Here is a 26473-nt window from a genome sequence, read left to right on the forward strand (position 1 = left end):
CGAGGGCAATGGCGCAGGCGCATGCCTATCGACGTGAAGCGAACCCTTGGGGGGCGTGCATTGAAACAGACGACAGGGAGGTTCCAGCGGGGCGTTCATAGAGACCTGAAAAGAAATAGGGGAAAAAAATCCTACAACGTTTCCGAACGCCTCATGCCTGATGAATTATTACCGGATCTGACAACACCCAGCCCATGGAGACAGCGATGCCCCCGCTGCCCCACGGCTCGGCCCCGGAGAATCCCCGGCATCGCTGGGGATTTTTTCATCCGGCGCAGATCTGTAGCGCTCAGCCTCTCTTGACTTTGAAGCGTCCCAGCACCCGCTGCATCAACGAGGCCCGCTCCGAAAGGTCCTTGGCAGCCACTGCGCATTCTTGCGAGTTCGACTGGTTTTTCTGCGTCACTTCATCGATCTGCTCCAGCCCGATACTGGCCTGCTGCAAGCCCGACGCCTGCTCGCTGGACGCCTGGTAGATCAGCGAGACCAGATTGGAAACCGCGCTGGTGCCATTGACGATGTTCTTCAAGGACTCAGCAGTCCGGCCCGCGATGATCATGCCCCGCTGGGTCTTGCTCGAGGAGTCGGCGATCAACGCCGCCGTCTGCTGCGCGGCCTCGGCGCTGCGGGCAGCCAGGCTGCGCACTTCATCGGCCACCACGGCGAAACCGCGTCCCAGCTCACCCGCCCGGGCCGCTTCGATGGCTGCGTTGAGGGCCAGCAGGTTGGTTTGCGCGGCAATGTTATCGATGGTGGTGATGATCGCCGTGATGTCCTTGCCCGAGTTGTCGATCTCGGTCATGGCGGCAATCAGCTCGCTCATCAGCTTGTCACTCTCACCCGCATCGGCCCTCGAAGCCTGTGACTGCTCATCGGCTTTCCTGGCGTTGTCGGCGTTGTCCCTGGTCTGCGCGGCCATCTGCGTCATCACGGCACTGATTTCAGTGATGGACGATGCGGAGTTGGACGCCCCTTCGGATAACGACTGGCTCAGGTCGGTGACCTGGGCCGAGCTGCCGGTAATCTGGGTGGCGCTGGCCTGGACTTCGCAGATCAGCTGGTTGAGGTTACTGACCATTTTCTCCAGGGACTTGCCAAGGGTGTCGTTGGGCGAGGACAAGCGCACCTCCAGGTCCAGATCGCCCTCGGAAATGCGCTCGGCCACCCGGACCTGCCGCTGCAGGCTTTCGGACATGTCGTTGAGCGCGGCCGACAGCTGGCCCACTTCATCCTCGGATTTCTGCACCAGGCGCCGGGAAAAATCCCCCAGGCTGATATTGGCGGCCAAGGCTGCGGCCTCGCGAATCGGCCCGACGATTTTCGCGGCGGCAAACCACAAGGCAGCCAAGGCCAGCAGCGAGATGAGCATCCCCGCCGACACCTGCCAGATGCTGTTGTTGATGCTGCGCGCCTGCAGCTCTTGTTCGAGGGCGATGGCCTGGCTCATGACCACGGCCTTGGGCAGGCGAATCAGCACCGCCCATGGCTTGCCCGTGCGACCCAGGCTGATGGGCATCAGCACTTCGATGTCCTGCGTCTGCGGGTTGAGCAAGCCATCGCCCTGCCCGCCCTGGATGTCGCGAAGCACTTTTTCCCACGACCCAGGCAACAGGGCCTTGATGGGCTGGCCAATCAGATCGGTACGCCGACTGTCGGCCACTACCAGTCCCTGGTTACTCAAGATAGTGACGGTACCTTTACCGTCGTAGAGTTCAGCGGACATCTGCTCGCTGAGCTTCTGGATAAAGGCGATATCGAAGTCCGCTCCGACCACCCCATAGAACTTGCCGTTGGCCACGATGGGGACCGACAGAGTCGTCAGCCAGACGTTCTTGCCCTGGACCACATAGGGAATGGGGTCCAGCACACTCTCCTTCAGGGTATCGCGCGGCCCGCTGTACCAGCCGCCCTTGGGCACACCGTTGGGGTGACGGTCCGCAGAGTCGTATTCGACCAGGGGCTGCACCGCGATATGGCCGTCGGCACTGCGTGTCCAATACGGGGTGAAGCGGCCGGTCAGCGGATTGTTGCCGTCCTCGGCATTGCGGAACGCAGCATCCTGCCCGTCCAGCGCATTGGGCTCCCAGCAGGAATAGGTACCGTTGAAGTCCGGGTTATCCTTGAGCACGCCGAGCAGGACGCTGTTGATCTGTTCCCGTCCCAGGGCCAGGGGGCTTTGCGCCACCTTGCTGGCGGCAAAGGTATTGGCCATCGTACGGGCCGCATCCAGCGCATTCTGCAGCCTGGCCTGGATGGCATTGGCACGGGACTCGGCCAGGTTCTGGATTTCCCGGATGGTCGACTTTTCAATCAGCGCGCTGACTTCGGTCGCGACATATTGCTCATTGGCCCGAGCACTGAAGAGCCCGTACACAACCAGGCTGATCGATGAGACAAACAGGCATACGCCCGCCGTGACACAAATGCGTGCCTGCAATGACTTGAACTTCATATCAACCCCTGCCTGATTCTATTTATTGCCGACGTCAACGACGACGGCATTCCAACGTGTGCACGACGTGGCGGATAACAAACGATCGTTGCTGCTTACGCCGTTTCTCAGGCGAACGCCTTCAGGGGCACGGCGATACAGCTGACTCATCAGCATGAAACGTGGCAGGTGGGGGCAAGGTTCATCGCTCTATTCACCGGGCGGCGGTAGAGGCGTTCGAATCAAAGACCGGAGGCGTTATTTCGACGACACGAGGGTGATAGGCGGAAAGAATGTAGAAGCCCACTTCTGCTGTAACCCAGGGTCACCTTGAATAAAGCCGCAGAATCCATTCAAACCAACAACCACGGCAGCAAATTAGCACGGGCAATATTTCTACAACATCAACTTAGGACTTATACAAATCAGTACTTTGGTAGTAACGGCACTGACTCGTCGGCTACTGATTGGACGTTCGCCACGGTTATTCCAAAGGATGGGCAACTACGCCGACGGGGCCGGCCGCTCTTTTTCACCCTCGTCGAATACAGCGTTGAACACAGCCCGTGGCAAGGGACCTGGGGTCCCCTGCCACATCGGTACCGCCCGCCTCAGGCTTTCTTGGTCCTTGGCAGAAAGATCGCCAACACACCCAGCAGAGGCAGGAACGAACACAGCCAGTACACATGCTCGATGCCATGGATGTCCGCCAGATGCCCCAGCAACGCGGCACCGATCCCGCCGAAGCCGAACATGAGCCCGAAGAACACTCCGGCGATCATTCCGACATTACCCGGCACCAGTTCCTGGGCGTACACCACGATGGCCGAGAACGCCGACGCCAGGATGAAACCGATGACCACGCTGAGAATGCTGGTCCACAGCAGGTCGACATGGGGCAGGATCAAGGTGAACGGCGCCACGCCCAGGATCGAGAACCAGATGACCGCCTTGCGCCCGATCCGGTCGCCGATAGGACCGCCGAAGAACGTGCCCGCCGCCACTGCGCCGAGGAACAGGAACAGGTACAACTGCGAGGAGGCCACCGACAGGTCGAACTTCTCGATCAGGTAGAAAGTGAAATAGCTGGTGAAACTGGCCATGTAGAAATACTTGGAGAACACCAACAGCCCCAACACCACCAGCGCACTGAGTACCCGTCCCCTGGACAAACCATGGGTGGCCGCCTGGCCCTGCCTGAGCTTGAACAGGTTCAGGTGATTGGCGTACCAGCGGCTGATGCGGTACAGCACAAACAGGGCGAACAGCGCGAACAGACCGAACCAGGCCACATTTCCCTGCCCGTATGGAACGATGATCGCCGCCGCCAGCAAGGGACCGAACGCGGAACCGGCGTTACCGCCGACCTGGAACGTCGACTGCGCCAGGCCGTAACGCCCGCCCGAGGCCAGTCGGGCAACCCGTGAGGCTTCCGGGTGAAAAGTCGACGAACCGATGCCGATCAGCGCGGCGGCCAGCAGGATCATGGCGAAGCTGCCCACCATGGCCATCATCACGATGCCGATCAGGGTGCACACCGTACCGGCCGGCAGCAGCCAGGGCTTGGGGTGCCGGTCGGTGTGATAGCCGACCCAGGGCTGAAGCAGCGAAGCGGTGAGCTGGAAGGTCAAGGTGATCAGGCCCACCTGCGTAAAGCTCAGGCCGTAGCTGTCCTTGAGCATCGGATAGATCGAGGGCAGGACGGCCTGGATCAGGTCATTGATCAGATGCGCCAGTGCCACGGCGCCAATGATGCGCATGACCAGGGGGCTGCTGTCGGTGGCGGTCGGAATGGGGGCAATGCCGGCCTGGGGATTGCTGATAGCCATGGGAGGTTTCCATACATCGGATGGGTGCACACGGGCAGGTTCATCAATGTGCCATTTTTCGGTGCAACAAGGCTATCCCATTAGCTAGCTATCGACTGTGAAAAATTGTCCTCGAGCAAGGTGATAGCTCAAAGCCATGGTCTGAATCTTGCCTTGCTTATCGCCTACGACGCGGCCTCTTACAAAGGGGACCGAGAATGGGAAGTTTCGCTACAGAGCCTGCCTACAGAGCGGACCTGGGCAAACTTTCGAGGCCTTTTAAAAGGGCACCCGTTTGCGCACTTGTGTAGAAACGCACAAAAACAGTGCAAGGGTGTTCAGGGGAGTATGGGCATGCAGGCTTTTCTATCACCGGGCATCAGGCTGCTGGGGCGTTTCGGTTTCGCCCGTAAATTCCAGCTGCTGTTCCTGCTTTTCATTCTGCCGATCATGGGCAGCCTGTGGATCATCGGCCAGGATTATCGCGACAAACTCAACCTGATTTCCGGCGAACGCGCCGGGGTACGCCAGCTATTGGCCCTGGATAACCTGGACAACCTGCTGACCGCCCAGCGCAACCGTGCGGCCCGGTGGCGCGCCACGGAGACCAACCGACAACCCACGCCAGCCACGCTCGCGGCGATGGCGGCTTTCGACGCCGTGCAACCGGCCCTCAACCAGGCCGCCAATGAACTGGGCACGACCCTGCAGACGGAAGGAGCCGAAGGCGACACCCTCAGCCGTTACCAGACCTTGCAAGACAGCCTCAAAGGCCTGGATTCGAAAAGCCTGGGCTCCGTAGGCTGGTGGCCGGACGGCTATGATCGCTTCACCGCGTCGCTCAGCGCCTTGCAAGCCTTGCGCGAGCAGATCGTGATGGACAACCGCCTGACCCTCGCCTCCTGGCTCGAGACCTATCTGTTGACCCAGATCTCCACCCAGCAGACCCCAGACCTGATCGAGCGGGTCGGGCGCCTGGCCAGCGTCGGCCAGGCTTCGGTGGTGTCAGGCCAATTCACCCTGCAGAGCCGCCTGCAATTGCGCGACCTGCGCAGCCGGATCGGTGACGCCCGGGATCAACTGCTCAAGACCGGCGGGCTGCTGGAGGCACGCCTGCCCAGCGAACTGCAAGGCTGGGCCGGTCAATACCAGGGCAGCCTCAAACATCTGGATGCGGGCCTCAAAGTCCTGGATGACGGCGTGTTCGGCGGTTCTATCAATCTCAAGCCGGAAGATTTCGAGAAGCACCTGGATGCCCTCCTCGTCGACCTGGCGCTCCTGCGCCAGCAATCCCTGGTGGCGCTGGATACGCGGCTGGACCACTACCACGGCTCGGCGATCCGCCAGTTCGTCCTGGTGGCGACGGTACTGGGTTGCCTGCTGCTGGCAGCGCTCTATCTGTTCATTTGCCTGCAGTCGTCTATCCGCCGTAGCGCCAGCGGCATCACCGTACTGGCCGAAGCCCTGCGTGACGGTAACCTCAGCCTGCAAGTGCCGGTGCAGGGACGCGACGAACTGGCGGCCATCAGCACAGCCTTGAACGTTGCCGTGGTGCAGCTACGCAGCAGCCTGCTGGGGGTCGATCATGAGACGTTGCAAGTGAGCGACGCCGTGCGCACCCTCAACACCCACTCCAGCGGGGCCCTGGGCGAAGTCGAGGCCCAGCAGTTGCAGATCAGCCAGATCGCGGCTGCCGCGACGCAACTGGCCGCGACGTCCCAAGGCGTGGCCAAAAGCTGCGAACAGGCAGCCGGCAGCGCCCAACAGACCCGACGCATCGCCGCCGACAGCAGCCGCGACAGCCAACGCACCACGGCGAGCATCCAGCAACTCAACCAGCGACTCAACGACACCGCCGCCGCACTGGGCCGGGTAAGCGAGCAAGGGCAACAGATCCAGATGGTAGTGGACACCATCCGCGGCGTGGCCGAGCAGACCAACCTGCTGGCCCTCAACGCCGCCATCGAAGCCGCTCGCGCCGGTGAGCAAGGCCGTGGTTTTGCAGTGGTGGCCGATGAAGTCCGTAGCCTGTCGCAACGCACCCAATCCTCCACACAGCAGATCGCGGGCACCGTCGACAGCCTGCGCGCCACGGTCAACGAAGCCGTCAGCCTGATGGAAGCCGCCTGCGAGCAGGCACAGACCGATGCGCAAGCCGTCACCAGCCTGGGCGAACGATTGGGAGAAATTGCCAGCGCCGTGCAAAGCGTCACCGATACCTTGGCGCAGATCGCCACCGCCGTGGACGAACAGGCCAGTACAGCCGATGAGGTCAGCGGCAATATCCAGCAGGTCGACCAGGCGGCCATGCGCTTGCTCGAAGGTGCACGGGCAGTGAACCTGGCAGCCGATACCCTGAGCCAGGGAAGCCAGGCTCTGAGCGCCAACACCGGAAGATTTCAACTCGGCTGACAGGCATTTGTGGCGAGGATGGATAAGCAGTTGAAAGCGCAGAGAAATATTTCAGATTTACGCTTGACACTTCCTCGTTACCGGCGAATAATGCGCGCCACTTGGCTACATAGCTCAGTTGGTTAGAGCATAGCATTCATAATGCTGGGGTCCGGGGTTCAAGTCCCTGTGTAGCCACCAAGTACTAAAAACGGCTTATCGAAAGATAAGCCGTTTTTTTATGCCTCGAAGAAACCGTCGATCCGAGGACGGCCAGAAGCGGGATGTCCCCCGCCAGCCTGTGCATTTGATCCACAGTTCACCTGCCATGAAGAAGGTTCGACGTCTGCCCAAGTGCCGGCAGCGAATTCGACATCCAATGAAAGCACGCGCTACAGTCGGCCCCATCCCCCTGACCCACGGATGGAGTGACACGTGCTTACAGCTCTCAAACCGAATCTTCATCGTCTGTCAGCCGTTTCGCTGCTGGCTGTCGCTCTCACACTCGCCGCCTGTAAGGCTCCACCCTCTTCCACCGCCCCCCCAGCATTACCGACCGCACCGGAAATCGCTTCCGGCTATCGCACCGACCTGCAGACCCGACACGCCGACAAACACATGGCCGCAGCGGCCAACCCCCTGGCCGCCGAAGCCGGGCGGGAAATGTTGCGGCGCGGAGGCTCGGCCATCGACGCGGCGATTGCCATGCAGGCGGTACTCACCCTGGTGGAGCCGCAGTCTTCAGGCATTGGCGGCGGCGCGTTCATCGTGCTGTGGGACGGTAAGGCCGTGCGCACCTATGACGGTCGCGAAACGGCACCGGCCGGCGCCACCGAGAAACTGTTCCTGCAAGCCGACGGCAAGCCCATGCCATTTACCGCCGCACAGATCGGTGGCCGTTCCGTGGGCACGCCCGGCGTGCTGCGCGCGCTGGAATTGGCTCATCGCAAGCATGGCCGGCTGAAATGGGCCAGTCTGTTCGAGCCTGCCATCAGGCTGGCGGAACAGGGCTTTGCGATTTCGCCACGGTTGCACTCGATGATCGCGGCGGACCCATCCCTGCCAGGTTCGCCGGACATGGCCGCCTATTTCCTCAATGCCGATGGCAGGCCGAAGGCCGTTGGTACATTGCTGAAGAATCCTGCGCTGGCCGGCGTGCTCAAGCGTATCGCCAATGAAGGAGCCGATGCGTTGTACGAGGGCGCGATCGCCAAGGAAATCGTCGCCAAGGTGCAGGGACATGCCAACCCCGGCAGCCTTTCACTGAATGATCTCAAGGGTTACGCCGCCCGGGAGCGCGCGCCGCTGTGCACCGACTACAAGCGCTGGCAGGTCTGCGGCATGGCCCCGCCCTCTTCCGGTGGAATTGCCGTGGCGCAGATTCTCGGGACGTTGCAGGCCTTGGAGCAGCGCGACAGCCACGCAGCCATTGCGCCCTTGAAGCCCCTCAAGACCGATAAACCCGCCGGCCTTGAACCCGCGCCCCAAGCGGTTCATCTGATCGCCGAAGCGCAACGCCTGGCCTACGCCGACCGCGCCCAATACGTCGCCGATTCGGATTTTATCCCCGTGCCGGTCAAGGGCCTGGTCGACCCAGGCTACCTGGCAAGCCGCGCCAGCCTGATCGGACCGCGGAGCATGGGCGTCGCCAAGCCCGGCACACCACCGGGCGTTCAGGTGGCCTATGCACCGGACCGCTCTCCCCTGCGCATTTCCACTTCACAAGTGGTGGCAGTGGACGATCAGGGCGGTGCCGTGTCCATGACCACCACGGTGGAATCGGCCTTCGGCTCGCACCTGATGGTCCAGGGTTTCATGCTCAACAACCAGATGACCGATTTTTCGTTCATCCCCGAAGAACAAGGGCGGAAGGTGGCGAACCGGGTCGAACCCGGCAAGCGCCCACGCTCCTCCATGGCACCGACCCTGATCTTCGATCGCCAGAGCGGCGAACTGTTGGCCGCCGTTGGCTCACCGGGCGGCTCGCAGATCATCGAGTATGTCGCCAAGTCGGTGATCGGACTGCTGGATTGGCAACTGGACCCGCAAACCGCCATCAACCTGCCCAACTTCGGCAGTCGCAACGGCCCCACCGAGCTGGAGCAGGGCCAGTTCAGCCCAACCCTGATCCAGGCACTGAAGGACAAGGGCCACACCGTGACCGAGATCGACATGACCAGCGGGACCCAGGCGATTGTCCGGCTACGTGATCCACAAGGCAGAACATCATTGGCCGGGGGGGCAGACCCGCGGCGCGAAGGAGAAGCCCTGGGAGACTGACGAAGCCAGGCCCTGAAGGAATCAGGGCTCCCCCTCGGGTTGGTAGACCAGTAGATCGCCGGGCTGGCACTGCAGGTAGCTGCAGATCGCCTCCAGGGTCGCCAGGCGTATGCCCTTGACCTTTCCTTGCTTCAACAAGGAGAGGTTGGCTTCGGTAATACCGATAGCGGCGGCAAGGTCCTTGGATTTGACCTTGCGCGTCGCCAGCATCACATCCAGTTGAATGACGATAGGCATGACAATCTCAAACGAATGTTCTGTTTTCTGAATCGACTTCGCTGGCCTGGGACAGAATCCTGGCAATGATCGCGATACAGGCGGCAAGAAACAAAGCGACAAAGGAGGGGGCCGTCACGCTGAGGGTAATCAATCGCTGGCCGACCGGGGCGTTTATCGTCACGAGCAGGCTGAGAAACGGCTCACAGAGGAAATCCAGCAACACCCACAACGCTACCGCTCGGCCGGTATTGCCCAGGTAGACGGCTGCCTCGCTGGAAAAGTACATCCCTTGCGCATAATGCCTGAATAGCTGCCGCAAATTGACCAGTCCGGCTGCCAGCGCCAGCAAGGGGATGCTCGACAGCAGGATCCCGCCAAGGCGTTGCCAACCGCTCAACCCCACCGCCCCGTCCACCAGGCCGGACAACTGTCGCTCGGTCAGGGCAAAACTCAGGCCGTATTTCAAGGCAACTTCCGGAAACAACCAGGCCGCCGCATTGACGGCCATCATCACGACAATGAAGACAAGCGTAATGACGGCCATGCGCTGGCTGTAGAGGGCGAGACGATTCGAAGACATGCGAGGCTCCAACCAAACGAAAGGAGCCCAGAACATAGCCACAAAATTATCGCAAAACAATAATTAATATGTAAAAAACGATAATACCCTTGCTTCAAGTGGACAGCTGGTTAGCAAACTGACTCACCGCATCGACCACTTTTTTCGCGCCGTCCTGGATCTCGACGATCACCGATCCGGCTTCAGCGGCCAGGGCCAGGCCCTGTTCGGCCTGGTGCTGGCCGTCCGTCATCAACGAAACGGCGTTGCGTGCCATGTCCTGGTTCTGGCGGACGACGCCGACAATCTCATCGGTAGCCTGGCTGGTGCGCGAAGCCAGTTGGCGCACTTCATCGGCCACCACCGCGAAGCCCCGCCCCTGCTCGCCGGCCCGGGCAGCCTCGATGGCCGCGTTGAGGGCCAGCAGGTTGGTTTGCTCGGCGATGCCGCTGATGGTCTTGACGATGGTGCCGATCACCAGGGACTGCTCGTTCAGGGCTTCGATACCCTCTCCGGCGGTCTGCATGTGCCGGGCCAGGTCGCGCATCACTTCCACGGCCTGGGTCACCACCGAGGTACCGCGCTGGGCACTGTTGTCGGTCTGCAACGAGGTGCTGTAGGCAATGCTGGCCGCCTCGGCGACGGCTTTTTCCTGGTTGACCTGGTCGGTGATGTTCGTAGCGAACTTGACCACCTTGTAGAGTCGGTCGTTGGCATCCACCACCGGGTTGTAGGACGCCTCCAGCCAGACCTCGCGCCCATTGCTGTCCAGGCGCTTGAAGCGACCGGCCACGAACTCGCCGTTGTTCAGGCGCTTCCAGAACTGCTGGTATTGCGCGCCGTTGTATTCCTCCGGCTCGCAGAACATGCGGTGGTGCTTGCCCTTGATCTGCGCCAGGCTGTAGCCCATGGCATTGAGGAAGCGATCATTGGCTGTCAGGACGTGGCCGCCCAGGTCGAACTCGATCACCGCCGTCGAACGCACCAGCGCACCGATAAGGTTTTCATGCTCGCGAGAGCCCTCGATGGTGCGGGTCAGGTCATTGGAATACATCGAGAAAAACCGGATCCGCCCGTCGACAGTCCGTACTGGCTGAAGAATCGAACGCAACCAGGCTTCCTTGCCATCGCCTCGCATCAGGCGCACGGCCCCGGAAAAATGTTCGCCGCGGGTCAACGCCGTCTTGAAACGAAGCTGGTGCTCGTTGGATTTCAAGTACCCAGGAATAAGGTCCTCGACAGAGCGGCCAATGAGATCCTGGCCCTTGTAATGCATTTCATCGAGGAATTTCTGATTGACCGACTGCACCCGGCCCTCTGCATCCAGGGTCAGGGCCAGCATTTCGCGGTCCAGGCTTTCCTTCACTTGCATGAGGCTGGACAGTTCTTGGCGAAGAGCCGACAGCTCCTGCTTCAAGCGTTGATTGAACATGGGCATGCTCCGACGGGCAGGAGGTTAACGGGCCTATTCCTCTTGCCATCGGCCCGGTGATTTTTTTCTGAAGAGTGCCATTGGTCGGCCGAAATTTTTTCCGCGGATCCAGAACCCGGGCCAACCTTCCAGGGTCAGTGGATTGTTCTACTGTAGCCCCTGTTTACCGAGGCTTCACTGTTCCAGCTACCCGTCCCACAAAACCAACCATAAAAACCGAGGTAACTGCCGTGACCACCGACATCGAAGACAGCCGCTCCGCCCGCTTCGCCTTGCGCTGTTCCAGTTTTGCCGAACGCTGGTTTCCTGACTCCTGGGTCTTCGCCGCCCTGGCTGTGCTGGTCGTCGCGGTGGCGACGCAGTTCATCGGCGCCACGCCCACGGCCGCCGCCATGGCATTCGGCGACGGTTTCTGGAGCCTGATCCCATTCACCATGCAAATGGCATTCGTCGTGATCGGAGGCTATGTGGTCGCCAGCTCGCCGCCGGCCGTCAGACTGATCGATCGCCTGGCGCGCATCCCGAAGAACGGCCGCTCGGCAGTGGCCTGGGTGGCGCTGATCTCGATGATTGCGTCGCTGCTCAACTGGGGCCTGTCGCTGGTGTTCGGCGGTCTGTTGGTACGAGCCCTTGCCCGCCGTACCGATCTGAAAATGGATTATCGCGCCGCCGGCGCCGCCGCTTACCTGGGCCTGGGCGCGGTGTGGGCCCTGGGGTTGTCGTCCTCGGCGGCACAACTGCAGGCCAACCCGGCCAGCCTGCCGCCGTCGATCCTGGCGATCACCGGCGTCATCCCGTTTACCCAGACCATTTTCCTCTGGCAGTCCGCAGTGATGCTGCTGGCGTTGATCGTGATCTCCTTGATCGTGGCCTACGCTACCGCTCCGGGCCCGAACAGCGCCCGCGACGCCGCAGCCTGCGGAATCGACCCGAGCTTCAGCATGCCGGCCTTGCAACCACGAACCCGTCCCGGCGAATGGCTGGAGCACAGCCCCTTGCTGACCATTGCCCTGGTGCTGTTGGCCGCTGGCTGGCTGTTCCACGAATTTTCGAGCAAGCCTGCGATCAGCGCGATTTCCGGGCTCAATACCTACAACTTCCTGTTCCTGATGCTGGGCGCCTTGCTGCACTGGCGGCCGCGAAGCTTTCTCGACGCCGTGGCCCGCGCAGTGCCGACCACAACCGGTGTACTGATCCAGTTCCCGTTGTACGGCTCCATTGCCGCGTTACTGACCACAGTCAAGGGCAGCGATGCCCAGACCCTTGCCCACCATATTTCGACCTTTTTCGTACAAATCGCATCGCATGACACCTACGCCTTGCTGATGGGCGTCTATTCGGCGGTGCTGGGCTTCTTCATTCCGTCCGGCGGCGGTAAATGGATCATCGAAGCGCCCTATGTGATGCAGGTGGCCAACGACCTGAATTATCACCTGGGCTGGGCCGTACAGATCTATAACGCCGCCGAAGCGCTGCCCAACCTGATCAATCCGTTCTATATGCTGCCGTTGCTCGGTGTGCTGGGGCTCAAGGCCAGGGACCTGATCGGGTTCTCCTTCGTCCAATTGCTGGTCCACACACCCTTGGTACTGGTGCTGTTGTGGGCGCTGGGAACGACGTTGGATTATTTGCCGCCCGTGATGCCATAAAGCCATAAAAAAGGGCCGATATTTACCTCGGCCCACTTTTTCTTAAGCCCGGTCTGTTTCAGTATGGAGGCGCCCTGTTCCGAGGGGCCCATACGCTGAAAAGGATCTGAGCATGTCTAAACTCGCAGTACTTCCCCTTGCCGCCCTGGCGCTGAGCGCCACCGTCCATGCCGACGTCGATGTACAGCTTGGCAGTACCGAACGCGTGACCCGTCTTTTCGCCTACCCCAACAACTGCAACGTCATCTGTTTTCGCGACTGGACCCTGGAGCAGACTGTCGAGCATTACCTGACCCAGAGCGTGCAGCGCGACGGCTACGGCGCGGCCAAGGTCAGCGTCAAACGCGACAATGACACGGTCTACGCCCATATAGCCGGCGTGCCGAAGAGCTACGGCCAGCCATTGACCGCATTGCTCAACGCCGGTGACCTGGCCTACACGGGCGCCACCAAACTCAACGGCGACAAGAAATGGGCCTACAACTGGTACCTGTTCCTGCCGCTGGGCATGGCGCTGGAAAACCGCAAGAGTGTTGAACTGCTGCACTTCCCGCCGGATTACTCCCTGACCCAGGCCCAGGACTACCTGGAATCGGCCACCACGGATCGCTGGGCCACGCTGTTGACTGTCAACGGCATCGCCGCCGACCAGACCCCGGCCTACCAGACCATCATCGATATCGCGCCGATCGCAGCCCCATCCAACGCCGGTTCGGCCCTGGAAGGCGTCTACGACTATTTCAACGACTACCAGACCACCATGGTCAAGCAAGTCAGCCAGGGCTCCAGCGGAGCCGCATTGCCGATGGTGGCCTTCGGTGCCCCGGTGCGTAACTGGATCAAGACACAGTACGGCCCGACGGTAGGCGTGCTTGGCCTGGCGACCATCACGCCGACGGCGGGACTGAAGGTACCGGTGCTGGGCTCCAACCACCCCAGCTACATCTGGTACGCCGCCGATCCGGACAGCTACGACGGCGACGAAGCCAAGGCCGATGCGGCCGGCCTGAAAGTCATGGGCCAGGATCTGAGCGCCGCCTGCTGGCAAGCCGGCATGGGCAGCAAGCCGAACACGGATCCGAGCACACTGCTGAACCAATGCACGCAGACCTGGCAAGTCACGCAAAAGGAAAAGACCTGCGAGTTGTTCTATACCTCGATTCGCAAGCTCACGCCTGACGAAGCGGCAAAGAAATGCGAGACGCCGGCGATCAAGTCGCAGCTTCCTCAATTGAAAGCGCCGATGCCGCTACCCGCCGAACCGGTATAAGCCGAGAAGACTTTCCCGCGTAAGCCTGCGCTCACGCGGGAAAGCGCTTTTGACGCCTGTCAGAGTTGACAGTAGATACCACCCCGGATCGGGGCCAGACTATCCAGGTCAATCACGACGCTGGCAGGATGCCAGCGCCAGCAAGTCGGGTGCCCAGCACCGACAAGGACTGTCATGACCATTTTTGTGACCGATCGATCCTGTTCACGGGGCCGGGACTGTATCTACCCGGAAAAGGAACTCAGCACTCGGCTGGGCTATCCGTCTGCGCGGGATTTCGAAGTGCTGCGCGGCGCCAATGGGCGCGGCAACGGCGTCGTCGCCCGCAGGCGGTTCGCCCCCATGGAGCGGATGTGCCGGGTATCGGGGCTGCTGTTGGGCCGACGACGCCTGCACACTTTGCAGATCCTGCCGGAAATCCACATGTACGATCCGCGCTTCGCCGGGCTGCTGGTGCATTCCTGCAACCCGAATGTCTTTCTGGACATGAGCGAATTATGGTTGTGGTCACTGACCGCCATACAGGCGGGCGACAGCCTGACCATGGATTACGCCAGCACCGAGCCGAAACTGTACCGGCAGTTTGCCTGCCGGTGCGGTTCGTCCAACTGTCATGGGTGGATCACCGGTTATGATGAGCCACCCAATGAACAGGGCATGAAGTTCCTCAAGCATTGGCGCCGTCGCTGTCATCGTGACTGACGCCAACGGGCTCAGGGCGCGTCCACTGGACGCAGGCGATACTGCGGTGGCAATTGCTCGAAGCCGCTGATCGTGGTGTCCAGGCTCTTCCAGCGTCCGTCCTTGATGCCGTAGATGCAACCGTGGATCGACAGTTTCTGACCACGGTGCCAGGCGTTCTGCACGATGCTGGTATGGCCGACATTGGCCACCTGCTGGATGACGTTGAGTTCGCACAGGCGGTCAACGCGCTCCTCTTCGGTGGGCAGTTGGGCCAACGCTTCGCGGTGCTCGTAATACAGGTCGCGGATCGAGCGCAGCCAGCCGTCGATCAGGCCCAGCTGACGATCCTGCATCGAAGCGCGCACGCCGCCGCAGCCGTAGTGGCCGGTAACCAGGATGTGCTTGACCTTGAGCACGTCCACCGCGTACTGGATCACCGACAGGCAGTTGAGATCGGTGTGCAGCACCACGTTGGCCACGTTGCGGTGTACGAACAGATCGCCCGGCAGCATGCCGACGATCTCGTTGGCCGGCACTCGCGCATCGGAACAGCCGATCCACAGGTACTCCGGTGTCTGCTGACGGGCCAGCTTGGCGAAGAAGTCAGGATCCTCCTGCTTGATCGCATCGGCCCAGCGCGCGTTGTTATCAATCAGATCTTGTAGTTCGTTCATGCTATCCAGCCCTCGAGAATAGTCCGCAACTTTGACAGCACGCCGCTTGCCGAGGTCACTTCTGTAATGCCGTTGGAATTCTCGACCCGGCCGCGGGTCCACCCATTAACGGCCAGAACGAGGAGTAGCCATGAACGATTCACGACGTCCTTTCGATGCGGTGCAACCGGAACCCATCGACGACAACGAAGACCGCATGGGTTCGATGCACGAACTGGAGTTCGACGATGATGAGCCCAGTGCGAAGATCGGCGACGAACTGCCGGAAAAAGAACGCGAACAATTGATGCCGCGCGAACGCGTTCGCGAAGCGGGCCTGACCGGAGCCTCTGTGGATGATCATCAGCCCACCGAAGACGACATGAGCCCTGAAACCCTCATCCGCGAGGACGGCGCACGCGACGCCTATGAAAGCGGCGACGATGAGCAGGCCGACTGGGACCTGAGCGTGGTCGGTGAAAACGACATCGGCGGGGGCGATGGCCTGGACGAAGCGGAAATGGCGCAGATCGATCCACTGGATGGCAAGCGCGATGGCGCCGGGTCAGCTTGAATCAGGACAGGATGTGACGGCTTCTTCGAGGGCCAGCCCGCTCCCACACAAGACCGGCCGGCCCGGCTGAGGCCTGCGGCAGGAGCGGGTTTGCCGGCATGGTGCCCGCCCTGCGTCAACACCGCGAAGGCGTCACTCGACGAGAGTACACGCCATGACCACGGCGTCCTCGCGGCCACCCACCGCCGGGTAATAATCCCGCCGACGGCCGATCTCGTTGAAACCGTATCGCTCATACAGCCGGAACGCTGCGCGGTTGCTGTCGCGCACCTCCAGGAAACACTCCCGGGCCTGGGCGTTGAAGGCGATGGACATGAGGTGTTCCAGTAAGCGCAACCCCAGGCCGCGGCCCTGGTTCTCCGGCTTGACGGTGATATTGAGCAAGTGCGCTTCGTCGAGGATGATCTGCACGACACCATGGCCCACTTGCTGCTGGCCTTCGAACATCAGCCATATCTGGTATTTGCTCAATCCGTCGAGAAAGATCCCGCGGGTCCAGGGGTGACTGTAGGCCGCATATTCGATTTTCAGTACAGCGTCGAGGTCCGCCTCGGTCATCGGGCGGAACGATACAGCGTCACTCATTCGATTCTTTCCAGCGCGCCATCAGCCGGCGCATGGCTTGCCAGACTTCAGCCTTGCGCTGTGGCGTTTCCATTAACAATTCCAACCCGGGGACTGCCCAGGCCGAGCCCAGGCCTTCGACCTGCAATTCCCGATTGAACGCATCCTGGTCCGCCTCGCCGGCAAATTTGACCGCTGGCAGGCCGATCAGCCACAAACACACGCAGGGCTCGTCTTCGAGTCGCGCCGAAACGAAGCCCTGGACGAAATCCCGCGCCGCTTCCGGCCCCTGGTCCATCGTTCCACGGGACAGCAGCGGCCAACGCACCGGTTCTCCCACGATCTGTGGGCTGTCCGGCAGACCGGCGGCGCGCAGCATGTCCTTGAGCAACAGGTAGGCAGGATCGCGGCTTTGGAACGGTTCGCCGGTGGGCAGCTCCACCAGCAGCAGGCAACGCCCCGCACGCAGCAGCTGCAGGGTAAACCGCGGTGGCGGAACCGGAGCGACCCGGGCCGGTGCCGGCGTCGACGACACTTCTTCCACCGGTTTGGCATTGGTGCGGGTCGAGGCCAGGCTCGGGCGTGGCACGTCGACCTTCGGCCGCTCGACAGGTGTCACCGGCTCGACAACGGTCTTGGCCACAGGCTCCGCCACCACCGGCACGACGCCAGGCGGCTCGGGCGTTTCCAGCAGTTCGGGCCGCGACGGGGCGGCGAACGGCAATTCGGTACGCGGCAGCCAGGTGACCACCTGCATGGCGGTCAGATAGGCGCGGCGACGAGACTCGATAAGCAAGGGTCGGCCACTTGTGGATAACTGAAAGTGGGGAGGATTCTACCGCCCTTCGACGCGGATCGCTTCCCCGTTGACTCATTAGTTGATCGATCCGCGACGACAGTCCGTCTCAGGGGTGAATCGCAACCGGTCCGATGCAGTACAATTGCCGCTTTTAATTGCCAACCCGACGGCCATTGCGATGATCGAACCCAAGCGCGTCTTGCGCGCCCTCGCCGAACACTGGGCATTGCTGGAACCGTTGTGCGAGCATTTCGACCAGGGCACCTTGAGCCTCAACGAACTGCGCTCACAATTGGCCGCCCAGCAATTGGACAGCACGCCCCAGGACATCACCCACCTGCTGGACGTGTGGATCCGCCTGGACATCCTCGTGCCGGTGGCGAAAAGCCCGAACCGCTTCGAGCTCAACGCCCAGATCCACGACTTTCTCGCCTACCTGCGTCGCGAACATCGCCTGGGCCTGTGCCTGGAGATCGAAGCCTACCTGCGCCACCTCGAGCGCCTGGCCGGCTACATCCAGGATGCCTTCGAAGTGCGCGACGGCAACGACCTGGCCCGCCAGTTGCGTTTGCTGGACATGCGGGTGCGGGACGTGCTCAAGAAACTCGCCAACGACGAACAGGCCCTGGTGGCCGTGGCCGAACGCGCCAAGACCAGCGACCGGCAGATCCCGCTGCGCCAGCGCTACGCCGAAGTACTGGCGACCTGGGACGAATACGTCGAGCCGATGATCCAGCTGGTGAACGCCGACGGTGCGTTCGAGCAAGGCGTGCGCAAGGTCGAGAACGTGCTGTTGCGCATGCTCACCGAACAACAGCGCCTCGGGCATCTGGTGGACGATGACATGTTGTTGCGCACCCACGCCCGCATCCTGGAAATGCAGACCAGCGCCCAACTGACCCTGCGTCACGCCCGCGAACTGCTCCTGCCGCTGCGCGAAGAAGCCCGTCGCCATAACGCCGTGACCCGTGGCGCAGCCCTGGCCCTGGCCGCCATCCGCCGCAAAGGCATCGATGCCGTGCCGCAGGCCGCCATGCCGCTGTTCACCCGGCCGCAGAGTACCTTCCTCGGCAGTGCCAGCCAGGTCGAGGCCTATGTGTACGCCCTGGCCCGTTTCGAGCCGAAACCGGCGCGCTTCCCCAAGTCCCACAAGACTCACAAGGGCGGCGATGCTCCGCGGGCGCCGCGTACGGTGCGCGAGATGGTCGAGCGTTGCGAGGACGCCCTGCCGATGCCGGACCTGATGACCTGGCTGCTGGAACAGGAGCCGGACGGCGCCACCGACGAATTGCTGTACTGGTTCTCGCGCCTGTCGCGGGAAAAGCGTTTCAAGCGCGAGCGTCTGGAACGCCGCGAATACCACACTCATGAGCATCAGGTCAGCCTGCGCTCCTTCGCCCTGCTCTCGGCTGGCGACACCGCCGAGGATTCTGCGAGCACTTCCCATGCATCTTGATCTATCCGAACTGTCCCAGCTGGCGCCGATTTTCCGCGAGCTGTTCAAGGGCTACCACATCAGCCGCCGCGACCCGGAGCTGTATGCGCAACTGTCGAACTTCCAGGACCAGTACCGCACGCTGTTCAAGGCCCTGGGTTTCGAACTGGTGTGCGATACCCGTGGTTTCTACTATTTCGTGCCGGACCTGGCGGCCGCCGCGGTGAACAAGACCGCACAACGCCTGGCGCTGTTCACCTTCATCCTGGTCGAACACCTGGCCGACCAGGGCCGCGACCCGATCGCCGTTCTCGACGGCGGTAGCCTGGGCCGCGATGAGCTGCCATCGCTGCTGGAAAAATACCGTGACCTGTTCATCCAGGCCGAAGTACAGACCCAGGAAGAACTCGAAGAAAAGATCATGCGCCGCATGACCCAGCTGGGCTTCGCCAGCGAAGAGAACGGCGTGTACCGCTTCCTGCCGCCGATGCACCGGTTTCTCGATGTCTGCCTGTCGGTCCAGCAGGACCGCGACCTGGCCGCCAGCCTGCACAGCGTGCTGCCGTTGCCGGCTCCGGTTCTGATCGACGAGGACAGCGACGAAAAACTGCTGCAGACCGACGATCCGCTGGATCTCAGCGAATTCGAAGGTGAAAGCGAAGAAGAAGCACTGGCCCGAGCCATTGCCGAAGAACAGGAGACCGACGCATGAGCAAGGAACGCTACGGCATCCGCCGCTTCGCCCTTTTGAACACCGCCGGCTACAGCCTTGGCCTGTTCCCGCTGGAAGAACCGCTGTCGGTGTATGGCGCGAACAACCTCGGTAAATCCGCCTCGATCAATGCCTTGCAGTTCCCGATCCTGGCCCGCATGTCGGACATGAGCTTCGGCAAGTACAGTCTGGAACAATCCCGGCGCTTCTACTTCGCCTCGGACACCAGCTATATCCTGGTGGAAGTCGCCCTGCCCCACGGCCCCCACGTGATCGGTGTGGTGGGTCGAGGCCCTGGCGGCGGTTTTGGCCACCAGTTCTTTGCCTATGCAGGCAAGCTGGACTTGGCCCATTACCAGAAAAACGACACGTGCCTGCGTCAGAAAGAGCTGTTCACTAACCTGGAACGCGAGGGCCTGAAGGCCTATGAGCTCAAGCCCGATGAGCTGCGACGCCTGCTGGTGGGGGGGCATACTTCCATTCCCCTGGACCTGACGCTGATCCCGCTGCGTTCTACCAGCGAACAGAGCCTCAAGACTTTCCGCGCGCTGTTCATCAACTTGCTGCACATGCGCGAAATCACCGCGGCCAAGCTCAAGCAACTGTTCCTCGACGCCTTCGAGCACAGCCTGCGTTCCGGCAGTGTGGATTACATCGCCGCGTGCGAAGAAGCCTTCCGCGACGTACGACGCATGGAGCAGGACTACAACTCCCTGGTAGCGGCCGGCCCGCTGGTGGAAGCCCTGGCCAATGGCGTGAAACAACGCGACATCCTGCGTGGCAAACTCCACCGTCTGTCGCCCCTGCTCGATTCGCTGCTGGGAACTTGGTCGGACTATGCCAGTGCACGCAAGGAAGAGTTGACCATCCAGGCCGAGCACTACCGCAACGAACAGGACTCACTGCAGAATGACCAGCGCGGCAGTACCCAGGAACTGATGCGCCTGGAGCGGGAAATCACCGGCATCCAGCGCTGGCTGGGCGAATTGTCGGTGCTCAAGCATCGGTTCGCCCTGGTGGACGACGTCAAGGTGCTGGAGCAGCAACTGCTCGCGGCCAAGGACGCCCACGACGAATTGGCCGGTGCCCTGGCCCAGTCCCGGCAGTTCAGCGCCGAAGACCTGGAAGAACGTCTGCGCGACCTGGAAAAACGCCTGAAGTCGGTCAAGCAACAGCTTGATCACGCCGACAACAACAGCTATGCCCGTCTGCGTGAAGAGTTCTCGCAACAGGACGTCGAACGCCTCATGCGCCTGTTCAACAGCGCACTGTTCAGCCTGCCATTGGGTGAACACGGCATTGCGCTGGACGATAACGGTGACTGGGTCAAGTCCGTGGAGCTGATCCTGGACGGCTTCAAAGGCGAGCGTTTCGAAGTGCCGGGCCTGTCCATCGACCTGTCCCATATCGAGCCACCCGCGCTGCAAGCCCTGGCCGACCGTGCCGCGTTGCGCGACCAGAAGGAACGCCTGGAAAAAGAGCTCAAGCAGCTCAAGACCCAGCAGGCCGTGGCCGCTGACCGCGCTGCCAGCAAGACCCAGACCGAGGCCCTGTACCAACAGGTCCTGGATGCGCAAAAGGCCTTGGAAGATTTCCGACGCACCCAGACCCTGAGCGCCGAGGAAAGCGACAAGCTCGAACAACTGGCCCAGATGGAGGCCGCCCAGGACGAGCTCAAGCGCTCCAGCGATGCCTTCACCGAGCGCGTCCAGCAACTGTCCGCCAAGTTGCAACTGGTGGGCCGGCAGATCGCCGATATGGAAGCCAAGCAGCGCACCCTCGACGATGCCTTGCGCCGCCGTCAGTTGTTGCCGGCGGACCTGCCGTTCGGCACGCCATTCATGGACCCGGTCGACGATTCCATGGACAACCTGTTGCCATTGCTCAACGACTATCAGGACAGCTGGCAGGGCTTGCTGCGGATCGACGGACAGATCGAAGCCCTATACGCCCAGGTTCGCCTCAAGGGCGTGGCCAAGTTCGACAGCGAAGACGATATGGAGCGGCGTCTGCAACTGCTGATCAACGCCTATGCCCACCGCACCGACGAAGCCCTGACCCTGGGCAAGGCGCGCCGCGCGGCCGTGACCGACATTGCCCGGACCCTGCGCAATATCCGCAGCGACTACGACAGCCTCGAACATCAATTGGCGTTGTTCAACCGCGAGATCAACAAGCGCCAGGTTTCCAACCTGCAGAGCTTCCGGATCGTCCTGGCGCCGAACAAGGAAGCCCTCAAGCACATCGACCAGATTATCCACAGCGCCGGCCAGTACGAGGAAGGCGAAACCCTGTCGGTCTTCGATCTCAGCCAGAGCGCCGAGCAGGACAACAAGAACGAAGAAGCCAAGGAGTATCTGGCGCGCCTGGTGGCGGCGAACCACAACCAGTTGGGTCTCAAGGACCTGTTCGAACTGGCCTTTGAAATCACCAAGGTCAATGGCCAGCCGGTGATTCATACCGACATCGACGGTGCAGCGTCCAACGGCACCACCATGACCATCAAGGCGCTGACCAACATGTACTTGTTGCTGCACTTGATGGATCGCGAACAGGCCGGCCGCGTACGCTTGCCGTATTACCTGGACGAAGCGGCGGACATCGACGAAAAGAACCAGGCAGCGCTGCTGGAAACCAGTCTGCAATTAGGCTTCGTGCCGATTCTCGCCAGCGTGAAGCCGCAAGTCTGCGCCAGTGTCGCCATCGACCTGGAGGGCGGTAGCGGCCCGAACGGCATCTACATCGACGAAGCGGACTGGAAATACATCCGCCGTCGTGATGCGGTGAAAGCCACGGTGAATGTACAGGCCGATGAGCCGGAGCTCGATCCGGTGTGATGTGAGTACCTGGGTATGAAAAAGGCCGCGATCCAATGGATAGCGGCCTTTTTTTATTGCGCCAGTTTTGAGTCTTCAGTGCAACGGAAGGCCTCATCGCGAGCAAGCTCGCTCCCCACATTGGAATGATTCTGGATGAACGATCCTGCATCCCTGTGGGAGCGAGCTTGCTCGCGATGGCGTCAACACGGACAACGCCGGTGTTGTTACTTGCCGAGCTTGATCTTTGGCGCCCAGGTCAGCCACTCGTCCTCGAATTTGTCGAACAGCGGGAAAGTCTGCTCCGCTCGCGCCGGGCCGCCCATTTTCTCGCCGTCTGGCGTCGCGAAGGCGATGCCGCCCTGGATCAGCGTTTCCAGCGACTCGGTCCGCACCGTCGCCCCTTTGAACAAACCGAAATCCAAACCAAAGCCGCTGGTATTCCAGAAGCGCGTACCACTACGCACCAGTGGTGCATATTTAGGCTCGATCAGGATATGAATCAGCACCCGATCCGCTGTCTGGCCCAATTCATATCCGGTGACCTTGCCCACCGTCACCTCGCGATAAGTCACCGGCACGCCGATCTTCAACGAACCACGGCGGGCCGCGCTCAGCACCAGGCTCAGGCCGGCTTCAGGCACCGCGTTTTCCGGTGGATTGGCAAGGGCCACGAAGTTTTTCTGCGGCCCGAGGTTCTTCACCGCCGGCTGCACCTCGAGGTATTGGCCGGTCACCAGCGTTTCCAGGTTCGAGGTCTTGATCAACCCCAGCTCAGGCTTGACCACCCAGAACTGGCTACCGACCCGGGCGATACGCTCCGGGACCTCGGTGATGCGCGCCGTGAGCAATACCGACTGCATGTCGGCACTGAGGTCCACATCCTCGACCTTGCCCACATCCAAGCCCTTGAAGCGAATCGGCGTACCGCTGCGCAAGCCATCGGCACGATCGACCTTGATGGTCACGACGGTCCCACTTTGTTGCGCGGCTTCACGATTCTCATGCAACCGGAAGCGCGGGACCCGCCTTTTCAACGGCACATTCGGCTCCGGCGTTTCAAAGGCAATGCCGCCGGCCATCAGGCTTTGCAGCGATTCGCTCTTGACCTGGATTCCTCCCGTCAGGCCGCCCGTGAGGGTGATGCCGCTGGCATTCCAGAAGCGCGTCGAACCATTGACCAGCCCTTCGTATTCCTTCTCGATATGTACCCCGATGATCAACTGCTTTTTCTTGCGAGAGAACTGGTAGCTCTGCACCGACCCGACCTTGACCTGCTTGTAGAGGATCGGGCTGCCGACCTCCAGGGATCCGAGGTTTTCAGTCAACAGGACCAGGTGCAGGCCGGGTGCGCGCAAGTCCAGTGGCGGCGCTTTTGCCCGGGCCTCGAATTCGCGCTGCGGGGCGCCGCCCTTGTCGCCGGGGCGTATGGCGATGTAGTTACCTTTGACCAATGCCTCCAAGCCGGTGATACCCGCCAGGGAGATCGACGGCTTGACCACCCAGAACTGCGTTCCCGTCACCAGGTAGTCTTCGGCCAAGGGGTCCAGGGTCAATTCAGCGGTGGCACTGGACAGGTCGGGATCGACCTTGAGGTTTTTCAGGCTACCGACCTGGATGCCTTTGTACATCACTGGCGTGCGGCCGGATTGCAGGCCTTCGAAATCGCTGAGCTTGACCTTCACCCGGATACCGGCGGCTGCGGCGTCGAAATCCTCGTAAAGACGGAACGGCAGGCTTGGATCCGTCGGCGGGCTGTCCTTGCGACTTTCTGGCGTGGCGAACGCAATCCCCCCGGCCACGATACTGGCCAGGGATTCGCTGCGCACCTTGACACCCGAGAGGTTGGCATCGATGCTGATGCCGCTGGCATTCCAGAACCGGGTGTGTTTGCGCACCAGGCTGGCATACGTCGGCTCAATGAAAACCTTGATCTCGACGGTGTTCTGGTCCTCGGACAGTTGATAGCTTTTCACCTGTCCGACCTGGATCTGCTTGTAGAAAACCGGACTACCCCGATTCAACGAACCCAAGCGGTCGGCCTTGAGCGTCAGGTGCAACCCCGGCTTGGCGTCCGACAATGGCGGCTCCTGGGCCAGGGCCTTGAACTTGCGGCTGGACTCCCCTTCACCCGGACTGATAGCCACATAGTTACCTGACACCAGGGTTTCCAGCCCTGTGATCCCGGCCAGGCTGACGCTTGGCTTGACCAGCCAGAAGCGGGTTCCGGTCTTGAGGTACTGTTCCACGTCCTTGTTCATTTCGATGGTCGCCACGACCCCCTTCGAGCTCCCCTCGTCGTCGAGCGTGAGGGCCGTGACCTTGCCGACCGGCATACCTTTGTAGACCACCTCGGTCTTGTTGACCTGGATGCCTTCGCCGCTCTCAAAGCGCACGCTGATCTGGATCCCTGTCTCGTTATATGCCTTCCAGCCGAGCCAGCCCCCGATGATCAAGGCAATCAGTGGCAGGATCCAGATGGCCGACCAGTTCGAGGCCGGTCGAGTTTTAGCGGTAGGCAAATCAGTCATGGTCGTCATCCGACTCCGTGTTATCCCAAATCAGCCGGGGATCGAAAGTTACTGCGGCAATCATTGTCAAAATCACTACGCTGGCAAAGGCAATCGCGCCGAGACCGGCTTCGACACTGGCGAGTCGTCCGAAATTCACCACGGCCACCAGAATGGCAATTACAAAAATATCGAGCATCGACCAGCGACCGATGAACTCAATGAAACGGTACATAAAGATGCGCTGCCGCGCAGACATGGGCTGGTGCCGCTGTACGGAAAACAGCAACAGGGCGATGCCTACCAGCTTGAAGGTGGGCACTACGATACTCGCGACGAACACCACGGCAGCAATGGGAATCATGCCGTGCTGCACCAGTTCGATGACGCCGGCCATGATGGTGCTCGGGGCACCTTGCCCCAAGGAATTGATCGTCATGATCGGCAGCACATTGGCAGGGATATAGAGGATCGCAGCGGTGAGTAGCAGCGCCCAGGTGCGCATCAGACTGTTCGGGCGCCGAGGGTGGACCTGTGCACCGCAACGGGTACAGGTCTGCCCTTGTGCATCGCAATCCCACCGATTCAATTCGTGGCATTCGGTACAGATCAGAATGCCGGCATCAATCGCCCGCATGGGCATCTTCTCCTGATAATGCTTGCCAGATCTGATGCGGTGACATCACCACCTCCAACCACACCTGAACAAGCAATAAACTGATAAAGCACACCAAGCCTAGGCCGATGGTGATGGCGGCCATGTCTGCCAACTTGACGATGGCTACCAACACGCCCATCAGGTAGACCTCAAGCATCCCCCAGTCTCGTAGATGGTGATAAATGCGATAGAGCAACAAACCGTAGCTACGGCCAATGTTCAAGCGAATGGTCAGCAGTACCGTCAACTGGCACAGCAGCTTGAGGAGTGGTATGCCCATGCTGCAGAGAAACACCACTACCGATATGCCTTGCATGCCGGTATCGAACAAGGCGACAACGCCACTCCAGACGGTGTCCTGGGAGGATTGCCCGAGCAGGCTAAGTTGCATGATGGGTAGAAAGTTCGCTGGCACATACAGCAGCAGAGCGGAGATGACCAAGGCCAGGCTGCGCTCGACCACATTGTGTCGGTGGGCGTAGAGTTCGTAGCCACAACGGGGGCATTCAGCTTTTTCGCCATGGGCCAGTTGAGGCTTGCGCATCAACAGATCGCACTCATGGCAAGCCACCAGATCGTTCAGGGGTAGATCTGACAACCGATGAGTGTCCAACGGATCTGACATAAAGAGGTCTGGCTCAGCTAGGGTGAAGCTATTCTAGTGCTCTGGCTTGAAAATAACTGAGTAAATTCCTTACGAACTTCCCCCCATACTTTCTTTCAGGCAAAACAAAACCCCTACCTGCGTCAGCAGATAGGGGTTTCGGAATTTAATCTTGACGATGACCTACTCTCACATGGGGAAACCCCACACTACCATCGGCGATGCATCGTTTCACTTCTGAGTTCGGGATGGGATCAGGTGGTTCCAACGCTCTATGGTCGTCAAGAAATTCGGTAGCCAGCGCGTGCCTTACGGTCACGTTCCAGCGAATGGGTATGCGATAGTTTGTGTGTTGCCTGCAAGCACGTTCGAACTTTCGGTTCGTTTCGTCTTCACAACACCGCAATCTGGTCTCTGTCGAGTCG

20 protein-coding genes, 1 tRNA gene, 1 rRNA gene and 2 pseudogenes are annotated in these 26473 nt (G+C 61.0%); 10 read left to right on the forward strand and 14 right to left on the reverse strand.

The window, feature by feature from the left end:
• Positions 1 to 289 precede the first annotated feature (289 nt).
• From BLP99_RS26920 to BLP99_RS19820, 3 genes and pseudogenes are all read right to left on the reverse strand, one after another.
• Positions 290 to 1195, reverse strand: a complete 906-nt coding sequence (locus BLP99_RS26920; RefSeq protein WP_371128613.1) for a methyl-accepting chemotaxis protein — start codon at positions 1193 to 1195, stop codon at positions 290 to 292.
• Positions 1190 to 2452 (reverse strand): annotated as a pseudogene (locus BLP99_RS26925) (PDC sensor domain-containing protein); the annotation flags it as partial. The gene BLP99_RS26920 and the pseudogene BLP99_RS26925, both read right to left, overlap by 6 nt.
• A 590-nt stretch (positions 2453 to 3042) precedes the next feature.
• Entirely contained in the window at positions 3043 to 4260 is a 1218-nt protein-coding gene (locus tag BLP99_RS19820) for an MFS transporter (protein WP_072396781.1), read from the reverse strand.
• 333 nt (positions 4261 to 4593) lie between these two features.
• On the opposite strand from BLP99_RS19820, the gene BLP99_RS19825 reads away from it, so the two are divergent.
• The 3 genes from BLP99_RS19825 (at position 4594) to ggt (ending at position 8910) form a co-directional block, all read left to right on the forward strand.
• Positions 4594 to 6651 carry a methyl-accepting chemotaxis protein gene (locus tag BLP99_RS19825; RefSeq protein ID WP_072396778.1) on the forward strand — a complete coding sequence of 686 codons (2058 nt, stop codon included), beginning with the start codon at positions 4594 to 4596 and terminating at the stop codon, positions 6649 to 6651.
• A gap of 103 nt (positions 6652 to 6754) precedes the next feature.
• Positions 6755 to 6831, forward strand: a tRNA-Met gene (locus BLP99_RS19830).
• 234 nt (positions 6832 to 7065) lie between these two features.
• Complete coding sequence (gene ggt, locus BLP99_RS19835; RefSeq protein WP_072396776.1) at positions 7066 to 8910, forward strand: gamma-glutamyltransferase; 1845 nt, start codon at positions 7066 to 7068, stop codon at positions 8908 to 8910.
• A 21-nt stretch (positions 8911 to 8931) separates the two neighbouring features.
• Here ggt and BLP99_RS19840 read toward each other — a convergent pair whose 3' ends face one another.
• The 4 genes and pseudogenes from BLP99_RS19840 to BLP99_RS26935 form a co-directional block, all read right to left on the reverse strand.
• On the reverse strand, positions 8932 to 9147 hold the full coding sequence (locus tag BLP99_RS19840) for a helix-turn-helix domain-containing protein (protein ID WP_072431546.1): 216 nt from the start codon (positions 9145 to 9147) through the stop codon (positions 8932 to 8934).
• Between the two features lie 7 nt (positions 9148 to 9154).
• On the reverse strand, positions 9155 to 9709 hold the full coding sequence (locus tag BLP99_RS19845) for a DUF2975 domain-containing protein (RefSeq protein WP_072396765.1): 555 nt from the start codon (positions 9707 to 9709) through the stop codon (positions 9155 to 9157).
• Between the two features lie 94 nt (positions 9710 to 9803).
• Positions 9804 to 10235: a methyl-accepting chemotaxis protein gene (locus BLP99_RS26930; RefSeq protein ID WP_371128615.1), complete on the reverse strand. Its 432-nt coding sequence runs from the start codon at positions 10233 to 10235 to the stop codon at positions 9804 to 9806.
• 108 nt (positions 10236 to 10343) lie between these two features.
• Positions 10344 to 11126, reverse strand: a pseudogene (locus BLP99_RS26935) (PAS domain-containing protein); the annotation flags it as partial.
• Positions 11127 to 11350: 224 nt separating this feature from the next.
• Between BLP99_RS26935 and BLP99_RS19855 the strand changes: the two are divergent.
• The 3 genes from BLP99_RS19855 (at position 11351) to BLP99_RS19865 (ending at position 14741) form a co-directional block, all read left to right on the forward strand.
• The gene (locus BLP99_RS19855) at positions 11351 to 12769 is read left to right on the forward strand and encodes a short-chain fatty acid transporter (RefSeq protein WP_072396758.1); all 1419 of its coding nucleotides are present in this window, start codon (positions 11351 to 11353) and stop codon (positions 12767 to 12769) included.
• Positions 12770 to 12881: 112 nt separating this feature from the next.
• Positions 12882 to 14039, forward strand: coding sequence for a hypothetical protein (locus BLP99_RS19860; RefSeq protein ID WP_072396751.1), 1158 nt, complete (start codon positions 12882 to 12884; stop codon positions 14037 to 14039).
• A gap of 174 nt (positions 14040 to 14213) precedes the next feature.
• Positions 14214 to 14741 carry an SET domain-containing protein gene (locus BLP99_RS19865; protein WP_072431545.1) on the forward strand — a complete coding sequence of 176 codons (528 nt, stop codon included), beginning with the start codon at positions 14214 to 14216 and terminating at the stop codon, positions 14739 to 14741.
• Between the two features lie 11 nt (positions 14742 to 14752).
• On the opposite strand, the gene can is transcribed toward BLP99_RS19865, so the two are convergent.
• The gene (gene can, locus BLP99_RS19870; protein ID WP_072396736.1) at positions 14753 to 15397 is read right to left on the reverse strand and encodes a carbonate dehydratase; all 645 of its coding nucleotides are present in this window, start codon (positions 15395 to 15397) and stop codon (positions 14753 to 14755) included.
• A 130-nt stretch (positions 15398 to 15527) separates the two neighbouring features.
• On the opposite strand from can, the gene BLP99_RS19875 reads away from it, so the two are divergent.
• Complete coding sequence (locus BLP99_RS19875) at positions 15528 to 15950, forward strand: serine kinase/phosphatase (protein WP_072431544.1); 423 nt, start codon at positions 15528 to 15530, stop codon at positions 15948 to 15950.
• 132 nt (positions 15951 to 16082) lie between these two features.
• Here the strand turns inward: BLP99_RS19875 and rimI are convergent, their stop codons facing one another.
• Both rimI and BLP99_RS19885 read right to left on the reverse strand, forming a co-directional pair.
• The gene (gene rimI / locus BLP99_RS19880) at positions 16083 to 16535 is read right to left on the reverse strand and encodes a ribosomal protein S18-alanine N-acetyltransferase (RefSeq protein ID WP_072396731.1); all 453 of its coding nucleotides are present in this window, start codon (positions 16533 to 16535) and stop codon (positions 16083 to 16085) included.
• Complete coding sequence (locus BLP99_RS19885; protein ID WP_072396729.1) at positions 16528 to 17310, reverse strand: energy transducer TonB; 783 nt, start codon at positions 17308 to 17310, stop codon at positions 16528 to 16530. Before BLP99_RS19885 ends, rimI begins: the two co-directional genes overlap by 8 nt.
• A 181-nt stretch (positions 17311 to 17491) precedes the next feature.
• Here BLP99_RS19885 and mksB point away from each other — a divergent pair, with 181 nt between their 5' ends.
• From mksB to mksF, 3 genes are read left to right on the forward strand one after another with little or no spacing between them, the layout of a single operon-like run.
• A complete protein-coding gene (mksB, locus tag BLP99_RS19890) occupies positions 17492 to 18769 on the forward strand; it encodes an Mks condensin complex protein MksB (protein WP_072396727.1) in 1278 nt (425 codons plus the stop codon).
• The gene (mksE, locus tag BLP99_RS19895) at positions 18759 to 19460 is read left to right on the forward strand and encodes an Mks condensin complex protein MksE (protein WP_072396725.1); all 702 of its coding nucleotides are present in this window, start codon (positions 18759 to 18761) and stop codon (positions 19458 to 19460) included. Before mksB ends, mksE begins: the two co-directional genes overlap by 11 nt.
• The gene (gene mksF / locus BLP99_RS19900) at positions 19457 to 22297 is read left to right on the forward strand and encodes an Mks condensin complex protein MksF (protein ID WP_072396723.1); all 2841 of its coding nucleotides are present in this window, start codon (positions 19457 to 19459) and stop codon (positions 22295 to 22297) included. The genes mksE and mksF overlap by 4 nt, the downstream gene beginning before the upstream one ends.
• Before the next feature lie 206 nt (positions 22298 to 22503).
• Here the strand turns inward: mksF and BLP99_RS19905 are convergent, their stop codons facing one another.
• The 4 genes from BLP99_RS19905 to rrf all read right to left on the reverse strand — a co-directional run bounded on the left by BLP99_RS19905 (position 22504) and on the right by rrf (position 26334).
• Positions 22504 to 24807, reverse strand: a complete 2304-nt coding sequence (locus BLP99_RS19905) for a PqiB family protein (RefSeq protein ID WP_072397205.1) — start codon at positions 24805 to 24807, stop codon at positions 22504 to 22506.
• On the reverse strand, positions 24800 to 25423 hold the full coding sequence (locus BLP99_RS19910; protein WP_072396721.1) for a paraquat-inducible protein A: 624 nt from the start codon (positions 25421 to 25423) through the stop codon (positions 24800 to 24802). Before BLP99_RS19910 ends, BLP99_RS19905 begins: the two co-directional genes overlap by 8 nt.
• On the reverse strand, positions 25410 to 26069 hold the full coding sequence (locus BLP99_RS19915; protein ID WP_072459398.1) for a paraquat-inducible protein A: 660 nt from the start codon (positions 26067 to 26069) through the stop codon (positions 25410 to 25412). Before BLP99_RS19915 ends, BLP99_RS19910 begins: the two co-directional genes overlap by 14 nt.
• Positions 26070 to 26218: 149 nt before the next feature.
• A 5S ribosomal RNA gene (gene rrf / locus BLP99_RS19920) occupies positions 26219 to 26334 on the reverse strand.
• Positions 26335 to 26473: the final 139 nt, after the last annotated feature.

The organism is Pseudomonas sp. NFACC32-1, from assembly GCF_900101215.1.
GTDB lineage: Bacteria > Pseudomonadota > Gammaproteobacteria > Pseudomonadales > Pseudomonadaceae > Aquipseudomonas.

Excerpts from the sequence above, each read along its gene's own strand:
- BLP99_RS26920 (WP_371128613.1), bottom strand. The coding sequence starts at position 1,195 with ATGTCCGAAAGCCTGCAGCGGCAGGTCCGGGTGGCCGAGCGCATTTCC.
- BLP99_RS19820 (WP_072396781.1), bottom strand. The coding sequence starts at position 4,260 with ATGGCTATCAGCAATCCCCAGGCCGGCATTGCCCCCATTCCGACCGCC.
- BLP99_RS19825 (WP_072396778.1), top strand. The coding sequence starts at position 4,594 with ATGCAGGCTTTTCTATCACCGGGCATCAGGCTGCTGGGGCGTTTCGGT.
- BLP99_RS19840 (WP_072431546.1), bottom strand. The coding sequence starts at position 9,147 with ATGCCTATCGTCATTCAACTGGATGTGATGCTGGCGACGCGCAAGGTC.
- BLP99_RS19845 (WP_072396765.1), bottom strand. The coding sequence starts at position 9,709 with ATGTCTTCGAATCGTCTCGCCCTCTACAGCCAGCGCATGGCCGTCATT.
- BLP99_RS26930 (WP_371128615.1), bottom strand. The coding sequence starts at position 10,235 with ATGCGCGACCTGGCCCGGCACATGCAGACCGCCGGAGAGGGTATCGAA.
- BLP99_RS19860 (WP_072396751.1), top strand. The coding sequence starts at position 12,882 with ATGTCTAAACTCGCAGTACTTCCCCTTGCCGCCCTGGCGCTGAGCGCC.
- BLP99_RS19865 (WP_072431545.1), top strand. The coding sequence starts at position 14,214 with ATGACCATTTTTGTGACCGATCGATCCTGTTCACGGGGCCGGGACTGT.
- can (WP_072396736.1), bottom strand. The coding sequence starts at position 15,397 with ATGAACGAACTACAAGATCTGATTGATAACAACGCGCGCTGGGCCGAT.
- BLP99_RS19875 (WP_072431544.1), top strand. The coding sequence starts at position 15,528 with ATGAACGATTCACGACGTCCTTTCGATGCGGTGCAACCGGAACCCATC.
- rimI (WP_072396731.1), bottom strand. The coding sequence starts at position 16,535 with ATGAGTGACGCTGTATCGTTCCGCCCGATGACCGAGGCGGACCTCGAC.
- mksB (WP_072396727.1), top strand. The coding sequence starts at position 17,492 with ATGATCGAACCCAAGCGCGTCTTGCGCGCCCTCGCCGAACACTGGGCA.
- mksE (WP_072396725.1), top strand. The coding sequence starts at position 18,759 with ATGCATCTTGATCTATCCGAACTGTCCCAGCTGGCGCCGATTTTCCGC.
- mksF (WP_072396723.1), top strand. The coding sequence starts at position 19,457 with ATGAGCAAGGAACGCTACGGCATCCGCCGCTTCGCCCTTTTGAACACC.
- BLP99_RS19905 (WP_072397205.1), bottom strand. The coding sequence starts at position 24,807 with ATGACTGATTTGCCTACCGCTAAAACTCGACCGGCCTCGAACTGGTCG.
- BLP99_RS19910 (WP_072396721.1), bottom strand. The coding sequence starts at position 25,423 with ATGCGGGCGATTGATGCCGGCATTCTGATCTGTACCGAATGCCACGAA.
- BLP99_RS19915 (WP_072459398.1), bottom strand. The coding sequence starts at position 26,069 with ATGTCAGATCCGTTGGACACTCATCGGTTGTCAGATCTACCCCTGAAC.